A 12,501-nucleotide genomic window follows, 5' to 3' on the forward strand; every position below is an offset into this window, starting at 1 on the left:
GACGACCGCGGTGGCGCCGATCTCGACCTTGGCGGTGTTGATCACGGCACCGATGCCGGTGGTGACGCCGCAGCCGATGTAGCAGATCTTGTCGAAGGGCGCGTCNGGNTTGACCTTGGCCAGNGCGATCTCGGGCAGCACGGTGAAGTTGGAGAAGGTCGAGCAGCCCATATAGTGAAAGATCTTGTCCTTGCCGATCGAGAAGCGCGANGAACCATCGGGCATNAGGCCCTGGCCCTGCGTGGCGCGGATCGCCGTGCAGAGGTTCGTCTTTCTCGACAGGCAGGACGGGCACTGGCGGCATTCGGGCGTATAGAGCGGGATGACGTGGTCGCCCTTCTTGAGCGAGGTGACACCCTTGCCGACATCGACGACGACGCCGGCGCCTTCATGGCCGAGGATGGCCGGAAACAGACCTTCCGGATCGGCGCCCGACAGCGTGAATTCATCGGTGTGGCAAATGCCTGTCGCCTTGATCTCGACCAGCACTTCGCCCTCGCGCGGGCCCTCGAGGTCGACCTCCATGATCTCCAGCGGCTTTCCGGCGGCGACAGCGACAGCGGCGCGGGTTTTCATCAGGCGTCCTCCAATACGAATTTTTTTCCAAGGTTTCAGGTTTTGCCGACACGATCAACTGGCAGCTGGCTCCCCGACTGGGCCACAGCGATGAATTGGAATCGCAAGTCGATTGAAAGGCAGTGAATTGCATGGTCGGCTTGACCCTGCAAGCACAGGCCATAAAAGGAACGGCCGACCCGAGGGATGACATTTCGCATGTTCACCAAGATCCTGATCGCCAATCGCGGCGAAATTGCCTGCCGCGTCATTAAGACGGCGCGCAAGATGGGCATTGCCACGGTCGCGGTCTATTCCGATGCCGATCGCGACGCCGTGCATGTCGAGATGGCCGACGAGGCGGTGCATATCGGGCCTTCGCCAGCCGCGCTGAGCTATCTCGTCCCTGAAAAGATCATCGCCGCGTGCAAGGAGACGGGAGCCCAGGCCGTGCACCCCGGCTACGGATTCCTGTCCGAGCGGGCGGCCTTCTGTGAGGCGCTGGAAGCGGAAGGCATCATTTTCATCGGCCCGAAGCCCAAGGCGATCAAGGCGATGGGCGACAAGATCGAATCGAAGAAGTTCGCCAACGCCGCCAAGGTTTCCACCGTGCCCGGCTGGCTCGGCGTCATCGAGAATGCCGATCATGCCGAAAAGATCGCCGGCGAAATCGGTTATCCCGTGATGATCAAGGCTTCGGCCGGCGGCGGCGGCAAGGGCATGCGCATCGCCTGGAGCGAAGCCGAAGTGCGCGATGGCTTCGACCGCGCGCGCTCGGAAGCCAAGAGTTCGTTCGGCGACGATCGTCTCTTCATCGAGAAATTCGTCGTCGATCCGCGCCACATCGAAATCCAGGTGCTGGCCGACGCGCATGGCAACGCGCTCTATCTCGGCGAGCGCGAATGCTCGATCCAGCGACGCAACCAGAAGGTCGCCGAAGAGGCGCCGTCGCCATTCCTGGACGCAGCGACACGCAAGGCCATGGGCGAGCAGTCTGTGGCGCTGGCCAAGGCCGTCGACTACCAGAGCGCCGGCACGGTCGAATTCATCGTCGACAATGACAAGAACTTCTATTTCCTTGAAATGAATACACGATTGCAGGTCGAGCACCCGGTGACGGAGCTCATCACCGGCATCGATCTGGTCGAGCAGATGATCCGCGTCGCCGCCGGCGAAAAGCTTGGCCTGAAGCAAAGCGACATCGAGCTGAACGGCTGGGCGGTGGAAAGCCGGCTCTATGCCGAAGACCCTTACCGCAATTTCCTGCCTTCGATCGGCCGGCTGACGCGCTACCGGCCGCCGGAGGAAGGACAATTCGGCGATGTCGTCATCCGCAACGACACCGGCGTCACCGAAGGCTCCGAAATCTCGATGTTCTACGATCCGATGCTGGCCAAGCTGTGCACCTGGGCGCCGACGCGTCTGGAAGCCATCGATGCCATGTCGGAAGCGCTCGACAGCTTCGTCGTCGACGGAATCGAGCACAACATTCCGTTCCTGGCTGCCTTGATGCAGCATCAGCGTTGGCGGGAAGGGCGGATATCGACCGCTTTCATATCGGAGGAATATCCCGACGGTTTCGCGCCGGTCGTGTCGAACGACGACGAGAAAGCGGTGCTGGCGTCGATCGCGACCGCAGTGGAACTGCTGCGACGTGATCGGCTTGATCGGCTGGGCGGGCGCCTGGCGCCGCATTCGGGAGCGCTGAAGCGCGACTGGGTCGTGAAGATCGATGATGACTATCTGTCGGCGTCCATCATCGAGGGCATGATTTCCATTCCGATGGAAGTCGATCTGTCGATCGCGGGCGGCAAGGCGCTGACCGTTGCATCCGACTGGCGGCCGGGCGATCTGGTCTGGCGCGGTACGGTCGGCAAGCGCAAGGTTACGGCTCAGGTCAGGCCGGTCGCCAATGGCTTTCGCATCGCCTGGAAAGGCATGTCGGTGACCGCGCGCCCCATGCTGCCGCGCACCGCCGAACTGGAAAGGCTGATGCCCGAAAAGGTAGCGCCGGACACGTCGAAGCTGCTGCTTTGCCCGATGCCCGGCCTTGTCGTGTCGATTGCCGTTGCCGAAGGCCAGGAGGTCAAGGCAGGCGAGACATTGGCGGTGGTCGAAGCGATGAAGATGGAAAACGTGCTGCGCGCCGAACGCGACCTTGTCGTCTCCAAACTCAACGCCAAGCCTGGCGACAGCCTGGCTGTCGACGCTGTGATCATGGAGTTTGCTTAGGGCTAGCCGGGCAGGCAGCCTGTGATCAGCAGTGGTTTGTGCTGGACTGGCATCGCGCGGTCCCGGACAATACATCTCCATCGACTCAAGGACCTTCACGCAGCACCATGGCCGACGAAAAACTCCCCCGCGATCCCTTGAAGCGCGAAGCGGCGATTGCTGCGGCGCGGCCGGAGGCCCCGGCGCGGCCCTTCGTCCATTTGCGCGTGCATTCGGCCTATTCGCTGCTGGAAGGCGCCTTGCAGATCGGCAAGGTGGTGGCTCATGCGGTCAAGGACGAAGCCCCGGCCATCGCCGTCACCGACACCAACAACCTGTTCGGCGCGCTCGAATTCGCGCAGAAGGCGGTGAAGGACGGCATCCAGCCGATCATCGGCTGCCAGACGGCGCTCGCCTTTTCCGGCGAAAACAGCGATGGCCAGCGCGACCGCCGACGGCAAGGTCCCGATATGCGGCCGGTCGTCCTGCTTGCCGCGACCGAGGCGGGCTATTCCAATCTGGTCAGGCTGGTCAGCCGCGTCTACCTCGAAACGCCGCCGGGCGAAGCCGTGCACCTGACCACCGAAATGATGGAAAGCTATTGTGACGGGTTGATCTGCCTCAGCGGCGGACCGCGCGGACCGATCGGCACCGCGCTCAAGGAAGATCGCCGCGATCTGGCCGAAGCCCGGCTTTTGACTCTCAAGGAGATGTTCGGCGACCGGCTCTATGTCGAGCTTGACCGGGTTTCCGGTTATGATCGCCTGATCGAAAAATCCTCGATCGATCTGGCCTATGCCCATGAACTGCCGCTGGTCGCCACCAACGAGGCGTTCTTTTCCTCTCGCGACGACTATGACGCACATGACGCGCTGATTGCCATTGCCGAGGGATCGGTCGTTGCCGCTGACAACCGCCGCCGGCTGTCGCCCGACAATTTCCTGCGCAGCCAGGCCGATATGGCAAGGCTCTTTGCCGACCTGCCGGAGGCGATCGACAACACTGTCGAGATCGCGCTGCGTTGCTCCTATTACCCGAAGAACCGCAATCCGATCCTGCCGCGCTTCACCGGCGGCGATGTCGCCGACAATGACGCCGCCGTGCAGGCGGAAGCCGACGAACTGGCCCGCCAGGCCCATGAGGGGCTCGACGCGCGCCTTGCCATGCATGGCCCGACCGCGGGCTATACGGTCGAGCAATACCGCGAGCGGTTGAACTTCGAGCTTGGCATCATCACCAAGATGAAGTTTCCCGGCTACTTCCTGATCGTTGCCGACTTCATCAAATGGGCCAAGGCGCAAGGCATTCCGGTCGGGCCTGGCCGCGGTTCGGGCGCAGGCTCGCTGGTCGCCTATTCGACCACCATCACCGACATTGATCCGCTGCGCTTCTCGCTGCTGTTCGAGCGCTTCCTCAATCCCGACCGCGTGTCGATGCCCGACTTCGACATCGACTTCTGCCAGGATCGGCGCGAGGAGGTCATCCGCTACGTCCAGCAGAAATACGGCCGCGACCAGGTCGGCCAGATCATCACCTTCGGTACGCTGCAGGCGCGCGCCGTGCTGCGCGACGTCGGCCGCGTCCTGCAGATGCCCTATGGCCAGGTCGACAAGCTCTCCAAGATGGTGCCGCAGAACCCGGCCAATCCGGTCAAGCTCGCCGACGCCATCGCCAACGAGCCGCGCTTTGCCGAAGAGGCCGAGAGGGAGCCGATCGTCCAGACGCTGCTCGACATGGCGCAGAAGCTGGAAGGCCTCTACCGCCATGCCTCGACGCACGCCGCCGGCATCGTTATCGGCGACCGGCCGCTGTCGGAGCTGGTGCCGATGTACCGCGATCCGCGCTCGGACATGCCCGTCACCCAGTTCAACATGAAATATGTCGAGCAGGCCGGACTGGTGAAGTTCGACTTCCTCGGCCTGAAGACGCTGACCGTGCTGGAGACGGCGGTGAAGCTGATCCGCCGGCGCGGCATCGAGATCGACCTGGCAACCATCCCGCTCGACGATCCCGAGACCTACGCCATGCTGTCGCGCGGCGAAGTGGTCGGCGTGTTCCAGGTGGAAAGTGCCGGCATGCGCAAGGCGCTGATCGGCATGCGGCCCGACTGCATCGAGGATATCATCGCGCTGGTCGCACTGTATCGACCCGGCCCGATGGAAAACATCCCGACCTACAACGCCCGCAAGCATGGCGAGGAGGAGATGGCCTCGATCCATCCCAAGATCGACCATCTGGTGAAGGAGACGCAAGGCGTCATCGTCTACCAGGAACAGGTGATGCAGATCGCGCAGGAGCTGTCGGGCTACTCGCTCGGCGAAGCCGATCTGCTGCGCCGCGCCATGGGCAAGAAGATTCGCGCCGAGATGGACAAGCAGCGTGAGCGCTTCGTCTCCGGCGCGGTCGAGCGTGGCGTCGGCAAGCCGCAAGCCGACTTCATTTTCGACCTGCTGGCCAAGTTCGCCGACTATGGTTTCAACAAATCGCACGCCGCCGCCTATGCGGTGGTTTCATACCAGACCGCCTATCTCAAGGCGCATTATCCGGTCGAGTTCCTGGCGGCGTCGATGACGCTCGATATGGGCAACACCGACAAGCTCGCCGATTTCCGCCAGGACGCGCTGCGCCTCGGCATCGAGGTTCTGGCGCCGTCGGTGACATCGAGCTTTCGCCCCTTCGAGGTCGGCGAGAACCGCATCTACTATTCGCTGGCAGCGCTCAAGGGCGTCGGCGACGCGGCGGTCGAGCACATCGTTGCCCAGCGTGGCGAAAAGCCGTTCAAGAGCCTCGCCGATTTCTGCGAGCGGGTCGATCCCAAGATCGTCGGCAAGCGCGTCTTCGAAAGCCTGATCATGGCCGGCGCGCTCGACTGCTTCGGCCACGACCGCGCGTCGATGATGGCGGGCGTGGAACGCATGATGGGGCTGGCGTCGCTGGCGCAGCAGAACGCGGTTTCCGGACAGCACGACATCTTCGGCGCCTCGCTCGGCGCCCAGTCGCAGGCACTCAATCTGCCGGCGACAGAGCCGTGGCTCGCCGCCGACCGGCTGCACCGTGAATTCCAGGTGGTCGGCTTCTACCTCTCGGCCCACCCGCTCGACGAGTACAAGGCGGCCCTGCAGAAGATGCGGGTGCAAACGTGGGCCGAGTTCTCGGCGGCCGTCAAACGCGGTGCCGCCGCCGGCCGCCTGGCCGGCACGGTGACATCCAAGCAAGAACGCAAGACGCGCACCGGCAACAAGATGGGCGTCATCGCCTTTTCGGATACATCAGGCCAGTACGAAGCCGTGCTGTTTTCGGAAGGACTGGCACAGTATCGCGACCTGCTCGAGGCCGGCCGCTCCGTCGTCATCACCGTTGCGGCCGAGGACAGGCCGGAAGGCGTCAATCTGCGCATCAACTCGGTGCAGTCGCTGGAGGATGAGGCAAGTCGCATCCAGAAGGCGCTGCGTATCTTCGTGCGCAACGCCACGCCGATCAACACGCTGGCCGGCCAACTGACCGTCAGGGGCGAAGGCCAGGTCAGTTTCGTGCTGATCAAGGAAGAAGGCGAGGGTGAAATCGAGATAGAGCTGCCGAACCGCTACCGTATCTCGCCGCAGATCGCCTCGGCGATGCGCGCGGTGCCGGGCGTGGTCGAAGTGGAATTGGTGTGACCCCCGCTCGTTTCGGCGCGCGGCAATCAGCCGGGCGGTCGCTGCCGCCAACGCCGGCGCAGTCAGCATGAAGCCGGCGCAGAGGAATGGGTCGCAGGCGGTTTCGGTCTTGGCGCGGCTGCGTGACCGGCTGCGCAGGCTTTATCATGGGCGCACGCCGGCCGCTTTCCGGTTCCAACTGGTGGCCGTCGTCATCGACCTCGCCATCATCGCCTTCTTCATCGCGACGCCGGTTCTCCAGGACAAGCCGTCATTCCTCTGGCTCGACTATTCGGCGGCCGCGCTGGTTGCCGCGGACCTCGCTGCCCGCCTGCTTGCCTCCAAGAACATGCTGCGGCTGATGAAGCAGCCGACGTCGTGGGTCGATGTCTTCATCCTCTTGACGCTGCTGATGCCAACGGCGTTTGCCAATCTCGCCTTCCTGCGCATCCTGCGGCTGTGGTCGCTGTCGCGCAGCGGTTCGCTCTGGCGGCATTTCGAGATGCGAGGACTGCGGCCGTGGCGAGAGGCCAGCCACGCGGTCATCAACCTTTTGACCTTCCTGTTCGTCATCACCGGCTTCGTCTACACGTTCTTCTTTCGCACTGGCGCCGGCCTGGAAAACTATATCGACGCGCTTTATTTCACTGTCGCCACGGTGACGACGACCGGCTTCGGCGACATCGTGCTGCCGGGCATGGCCGGCAAGCTGACGGCAATCGTCACCATGATCATCGGCATATCGCTGTTTGTCAGACTGGCTCAGGCGATCTTCCGGCCAGCCAAGGTGTTGTTTCCCTGTCCGCAGTGCGGCTTGCGGCGGCACGAGCCGGACGCCGTGCATTGCAAGGCCTGCGGCCATCTTCTCAACATACCCGACGAAGGGAACTGACGGCCGGCGGGACTACGACGCCGCCACTTCGGCCGGCTTTATCTGCCTGCGCTGCAGATTGAGCAGATTGCCCATCAGGATCAGCAGCGCGCCGCCGGCGGTGAAGGCGTCGATCTGCTCGCTATAGAGCAGCCAGCCGATCAGTGCCGATAGCGGCACGCGTAGAAAATCCATCGGCGAGACGATGGTCGCGTCGGCATAGCCAAGCGCGCGGGCCATGCAGAAATGCGACGACATGCCGGTGAAGGCGATCAGCACGATCCATGGCCATAGCTCCAGTGGCGGGTTGCGCCACGTATAGAGCGCCGGGATGAGACCGACCACCGACTGGACAATCAGCATCCAGCAGATGATGCGTACGACGCTGTCCGTCCGGGTCAGCGACTTGACGGTGACCACCGAGATGCCGAAGCAGGCCGCGGCGCCCAGCACGACGAGATGTCCAGGATCGACCGAGCCGACACCGGGGCGCACGATGATCACCACGCCGATCAGCCCCAGCGCGATCGCTGCCAACTTGGGCCGGTTCAGCCTTTCGCCCAGAAAGATCACCGCCAGGATAGCTGTCCAGATCGGAGTGGTGAATTCGATCGAGATCAACACGGCCAGCGGAATCAAGGTGAGGGCGTAGAGCCATGCCGCCTGGCCCGTGTAATGGATGACGTTGCGGGCGATATGGGCAACCGGGCGCTGCGTGCGCATGGCTTGAAAGCCGCCACTCATCATCACCAGCGGCAGCAGGATGAAGAAGCCGATCACGGAGCGCAACTCCAGCACTTGGAAGACGTTGAGCTCCGCTGTCGTGGCCCGGCCGGCGACCGTCATGCCAAGGAACGAGGCGATAGACAGCGCCATCCAGAACGCGGCCTTGGGGATCGAGGGGGTGGGTGCCATTCGCGCTATGTCGCAGGCCAGCACCTCTGCCGCAACCGCTAGCCAAGGCATTCTTCTGGGCCAGTCGCGACTGGCTCGATGTTGTAAAACAGTCATGTGGCGGACGGAACCTGAAACGGTAGGTGGCGTTGAGTCCCGATGGTCAGCCGTGCTCGTGGATCGCCCCGCCTTTTTTCGAAAACGACAAGGAGAGCTTCGATGAGATCCTTCGCGCAATTCGCGCTTACCGGCGGTCTATTGGTTGCGGCAGGCGCAGCACATGCCGACGAGACCCAATTTCTCCAGTCGTTCAAGGGCAATTTCGCCGGCAAGGGCACTGTCCAGGTAACCACGGATGCTCCGAACGTCAGCGTATCGTGCAGCTTCAAGTCGAATGCGACCTCAACCTCGCTATCGCTGGATGGAAATTGCCGCGGTCTCATTGTGGTGTCGCGGGCCATCAGCGCCAATCTGAAAGTTACAGGTGCCAAATACAGCGGCACCTATGTCGGCTCTCGCACGGGGCCGGCGCAACTCAACGGCAGCCGTTCGGGCAATGCGATCAACCTGGGCATTCGCTGGGCCAAGGAGGTCAATGGCGACCGAAGGGCGCAGATGAAGGTCGAGAAACGCGGCGAGAACGGCATGCGGCTGACCGTCATCGACACCGACCCGAAAACCGGCAAGAGCGTGGTGACGAGCAGGATAGACTTGCAGCGCACCTAATCCTCGAGCGGCTCCGGCGGATGGGCATCGCGGCCCTTGCCGAATGTGTAGCCGGTTTCCACCGCCTTGCGGCCGAACTTGTCGCGCAAGGCATCGATGGCGCCTTCAGCCATGGCGCGCTTGCGCGACTGGATGTCGACCAGATCGGGCGGGTCGGCCTTGTCGTCGTCCGAGAGGTCGCTGACGCCGATGCCGAGCAGCCGATACTTCGTGCCGTCGGTTTCCTTGCGCAGAAGCTCCACCCCAGTCTGAAAGATGCGGTCGGCGAGCCGGGTCGGGTCGCCGAGCTGGCGATTGCGCGTGCGCAGCTTGAAATCCTGGCTCTTCAGTTTCAGCACCACGGTGCGCCCGGCAATGCCTGACTTTTTCAGCCGTGCCGAAACCTTTTCCGAAAGCCCCCTCAGCACCGCCACCAGCTCTTCCAGCGACGCGATGTCGGTATCGAAGGTGGTTTCGGCCGATACGCTCTTGGCATCCTGATCGGGATCGACGCGGCGGACATCCTCGCCGCGCGAAAGGTGGTAGAGCCGGTCGCCCATCGTGCCGTAGCGGCGCATGAGATCGCCGCGATCCATCTGCTGCAGCTGGCCGATGGTGCGGATGCCGTCACGCTCCAGCGTTGCGTTGAACGCCTTGCCGACACCCCAGATCATGGTCACCGGCTGCGCCGCCAGGAAGCCGACCGCCTCGGCTTCGCCGATGACCGAGAAGCCGCGCGGTTTACGGAAGTCCGACGCTATCTTGGCGAGGAACTTGCAGTAGGACAGGCCGGCCGAAACGGTGATGCCGATCTCCTTCTCGACCGCCAGCGCAAAGCGCGCCAGCACCACAGCGGGTGGCAGGCCGTGCAGCCGTTCGGTGCCGGCGAGGTCGAGAAACGCCTCGTCGATCGACAGCGGCTCGACCAGCGGCGTCAGCGCCTGCATCATGGCGCGCACCTCGCGGCCGACGCGGACGTATTTTTCCATGTTGGGGCTGATGACCACCGCCTCCGGGCAGGCTTCGAGCGCCTTGAACATCGGCATGGCCGAGCGCACCCCCTGGATGCGGGCGATGTAGCATGCGGTGGAGACGACGCCGCGCTTGCCGCCGCCGATGATCAGCGGCTTGTCCTTGAGCGCCGGATTGTCGCGCTTTTCGATTGCCGCATAGAAGGCGTCGCAATCGATATGGGCCAGATGCAGCCGGTAAAGCTCGGGATGACGCGCAAGCCGGGGGCTGCCGCAGCGCTCGCAGCGGCGCGTCTGGCTGCGCTGAAGCATCAGGCAGTCGCGGCAAAAACCGTGATCGGGATTGTTGACAGGGGCCGCCATCGCTGCGAACATAAAGAGAACAGAGGCAATGGTACGACAGTGCAAGGCCAGCGACAAGGCTGGCCTGGGGAGAACGCATGAGCACGACCATAGCGCCGCTTGCGCCCGAGCTTTGGGCTGAATTCGAGGACCTCTTCGGCAAGCAAGGTGCCTGCTACGGTTGCTGGTGCACGCATTTCCGGCTGGCGCCGGCGATGCGCCGCGAGAGCAGCCGGGAACGCAACAAGGACCACATCAAGGCGCGCATCGAGGCCGGCCCGCCGCCGGGCCTGCTGGCATTCGAGGACGGTCAGGCGGTTGGCTGGATGCAGATCGGACCGCGCGCCGACGTGCCCGAATGGAACAACCAGGGCAGGGGGTCGGCACCGGTCGATCCTGCCGACGCCACGGATCCGGCCGTCTGGGCGATCTCCTGCTTTTTCATCCGCGGCAAGGCGCGCGGCAGGGGCATCACGCATCGCCTCGTCGAAGGCGGCATCGATTTTGCCCGCCAGAACGGTGCACGGCTGCTCGAGGCTTGTCCGATAGATCTGTCTCGCGATTCGCGTTCGATCGGCCTGTTCGTCGGCTCGTCGCGGGTCTTCGAGAAGGCTGGTTTCGAGAGGCTGTTGGAACGCAAGGCCGGTCGGCCGCTGATGCGGCTGGTGCTTTGATCGAGATTGCCTGCCCGGATGCCGTTGTCGATCTCACCTTGCGGTTGCAGCGGTAATTTCATACCAGACGGACAAAGCCTTTCTTCTCGGTCAAACGGAGAATTCGCGTGAACCGTGCCCTGCCATTCGTGTTCCTTCTTGCGTTGAGTGCCCCTGCTCTCAGTCAGACCGTCGACAGTCAGGGTGCGAAGCAATTGTCCGACGACTTGTCCCGCTATGTCGGCAAGCAGGCGATCGACAAAGGCATTTTGAAGGTTTCGCTGGAAGGTGGTGCTTACAAGATCCTGTTCGATTTCAAGGCACTTGCCGCATCATTTCCGGACCAGAAACTGCTGAAGTTCGACTTCGCGCCCTATGCCCTGATGGTCAAGCCGCGCAGCGACGGATCCTGGGATGTCTCGATGGATTTCTCCCAGAGCGCCTCCTTCGAGTTCAACGGACCCGAAGGGCTGCAAAGCACTCAGTTTTCGATCAAGGACGGCAAGGGCTCGGGCGTCTACGATCCAAATCTGGCGGCCTTCACCAGCGGCACCAGTTCGATGGCCGGCATGACGATGACGTCGAAGGATGCCAAGCAGCACATGGAGGCCAGCGCCGGCGCTGGCATCGCGACCGTTGCCGCGACCAAGTCGGCGACCGGGGGCGTCGATTTCACAACCTCGCAGAAGGTGTCGAGTTTTGTCGAAGCGATCAATTTCGATGACCCCGAGAGCGGGCTGAAATTCCCGGTCACCGTCAGGTCGCCGGAACTATCGGTCGAAGCCAGCGGCAAGGGCGTGCAGATCAAGCCATTGCTCGATCTCCTGGCATTTGCAGTGGCCAATGAGGACGAGGCGACGCTGAAGGCCAACCAGGCGCAGCTCAAATCGCTTTTGTTCGCCGCCTTACCGCTTTGGCAGCGTATCGACGGGACCTATGGTTTCAAGGATTTCGCGGTGGAAAGCCCGGTCGGCAATTTCGGCGCCACCCAGCTCAGCACCGTGTTCGGCTCCGACGGCGTCGCCCAAAATGGCACGATCACCTACGGCATCAAGGCATCGGGACTGACCGTGCCGACCCAGCTTCTCCCGAGCTGGAGCGTGGGGTTGTTGCCCACCGATGTCGATTTGAACTTTGGCGGCGCCAATATCGATCTCGACAGCATGGCGAAGAAGGCGATCGAAGCCTTTGATCTCAATAAGAATCCGCCGCTGTCTGCCGAATTCGGCGAGCAGCTTAAGGCCGACTTCATGGCCAAGACGCCGAAGGTCGTGCTTGGCCACAGCACCGTGAAGAACAAGGATACGGAGATCGCCCTGGAAGGCGAGATGACATTCCCAGGCGAAAAGCCCGAAGGTAGCGTGACCGTCGATGTCGCCGGCTTCGACAAGCTTGTCGAAGGCCTGCAGGAAGCGGCAAAGTCGGAACCGGAAGTGGCCCAATACGTGCCAGTCGCTCTCATGGCGAAGGGCTTTGGCAAGACGCTGCCCGATGGCCGGCTGGAATGGATCGTCAACGCCAAGGCCGACGGTTCGGTCACCGTCAATGGCGTCATGCTGAAGCCTGCCGATCCGGCCGTGGACGACAGCGTGGACGATGGTGACGGCGACGATGACAGTGGGGACGACAGCGGCGGCGCAGGTGCGAAACTGAACCCCTGAAGG

Annotated in this window: 9 protein-coding genes; 6 read left to right on the plus strand and 3 right to left on the minus strand. The window is 62.9% G+C overall.

Annotated features, from left to right (window positions below; genetic code table 11):
• Positions 1 to 576 (minus strand): alcohol dehydrogenase catalytic domain-containing protein (locus M729_RS0109860; RefSeq protein WP_027161662.1); only part of this gene is annotated, 576 nt, incomplete at its 3' end.
• Between the two features lie 198 nt (positions 577 to 774).
• On the opposite strand from M729_RS0109860, the gene M729_RS0109865 reads away from it, so the two are divergent.
• The 3 genes from M729_RS0109865 (at position 775) to M729_RS0109875 (ending at position 7,293) form a co-directional block, all read left to right on the plus strand.
• Positions 775 to 2,787, plus strand: a complete 2,013-nt coding sequence (locus M729_RS0109865) for an acetyl/propionyl/methylcrotonyl-CoA carboxylase subunit alpha (protein ID WP_027161461.1) — start codon at positions 775 to 777, stop codon at positions 2,785 to 2,787.
• A gap of 107 nt (positions 2,788 to 2,894) precedes the next feature.
• Positions 2,895 to 6,422, plus strand: a complete 3,528-nt coding sequence (gene dnaE / locus M729_RS0109870) for a DNA polymerase III subunit alpha (RefSeq protein WP_027161462.1) — start codon at positions 2,895 to 2,897, stop codon at positions 6,420 to 6,422.
• Between the two features lie 67 nt (positions 6,423 to 6,489).
• Complete coding sequence (locus M729_RS0109875; protein WP_027161463.1) at positions 6,490 to 7,293, plus strand: potassium channel family protein; 804 nt, start codon at positions 6,490 to 6,492, stop codon at positions 7,291 to 7,293.
• A 12-nt stretch (positions 7,294 to 7,305) separates the two neighbouring features.
• Here the strand turns inward: M729_RS0109875 and M729_RS0109880 are convergent, their stop codons facing one another.
• The gene (locus M729_RS0109880; RefSeq protein WP_013531939.1) at positions 7,306 to 8,187 is read right to left on the minus strand and encodes a DMT family transporter; all 882 of its coding nucleotides are present in this window, start codon (positions 8,185 to 8,187) and stop codon (positions 7,306 to 7,308) included.
• Between the two features lie 198 nt (positions 8,188 to 8,385).
• Between M729_RS0109880 and M729_RS0109885 the strand changes: the two genes are divergently transcribed.
• Complete coding sequence (locus M729_RS0109885) at positions 8,386 to 8,892, plus strand: hypothetical protein (protein WP_024503586.1); 507 nt, start codon at positions 8,386 to 8,388, stop codon at positions 8,890 to 8,892.
• On the opposite strand, the gene M729_RS0109890 is transcribed toward M729_RS0109885, so the two are convergent.
• Complete coding sequence (locus M729_RS0109890; RefSeq protein WP_027161464.1) at positions 8,889 to 10,217, minus strand: DNA polymerase IV; 1,329 nt, start codon at positions 10,215 to 10,217, stop codon at positions 8,889 to 8,891. The two genes, M729_RS0109885 and M729_RS0109890, sit on opposite strands and share 4 nt — an antisense overlap.
• 65 nt (positions 10,218 to 10,282) lie before the next feature.
• On the opposite strand from M729_RS0109890, the gene M729_RS0109895 reads away from it, so the two are divergent.
• Both M729_RS0109895 and M729_RS0109900 read left to right on the plus strand, forming a co-directional pair.
• Positions 10,283 to 10,858 (plus strand): GNAT family N-acetyltransferase, encoded by a 576-nt coding sequence (locus M729_RS0109895; protein WP_024503584.1) that lies wholly within the window; start codon positions 10,283 to 10,285, stop codon positions 10,856 to 10,858.
• Between the two features lie 107 nt (positions 10,859 to 10,965).
• Positions 10,966 to 12,498 carry a hypothetical protein gene (locus M729_RS0109900; protein WP_027161465.1) on the plus strand — a complete coding sequence of 511 codons (1,533 nt, stop codon included), beginning with the start codon at positions 10,966 to 10,968 and terminating at the stop codon, positions 12,496 to 12,498.
• The last annotated feature ends 3 nt before the right edge of the window (positions 12,499 to 12,501 follow it).

The organism is Mesorhizobium sp. WSM1293 (assembly GCF_000513875.1).
Lineage (GTDB): Bacteria > Pseudomonadota > Alphaproteobacteria > Rhizobiales > Rhizobiaceae > Mesorhizobium > Mesorhizobium ciceri.

Bases quoted from the DNA above. Each gene is read 5' to 3' on its own strand.
- M729_RS0109865 (WP_027161461.1), top strand. From the start codon at position 775: ATGTTCACCAAGATCCTGATCGCCAATCGCGGCGAAATTGCCTGCCGC.
- dnaE (WP_027161462.1), top strand. From the start codon at position 2,895: ATGGCCGACGAAAAACTCCCCCGCGATCCCTTGAAGCGCGAAGCGGCG.
- M729_RS0109875 (WP_027161463.1), top strand. From the start codon at position 6,490: ATGAAGCCGGCGCAGAGGAATGGGTCGCAGGCGGTTTCGGTCTTGGCG.
- M729_RS0109885 (WP_024503586.1), top strand. From the start codon at position 8,386: ATGAGATCCTTCGCGCAATTCGCGCTTACCGGCGGTCTATTGGTTGCG.
- M729_RS0109880 (WP_013531939.1), bottom strand. From the start codon at position 8,187: ATGGCACCCACCCCCTCGATCCCCAAGGCCGCGTTCTGGATGGCGCTG.
- M729_RS0109895 (WP_024503584.1), top strand. From the start codon at position 10,283: ATGAGCACGACCATAGCGCCGCTTGCGCCCGAGCTTTGGGCTGAATTC.
- M729_RS0109890 (WP_027161464.1), bottom strand. From the start codon at position 10,217: ATGTTCGCAGCGATGGCGGCCCCTGTCAACAATCCCGATCACGGTTTT.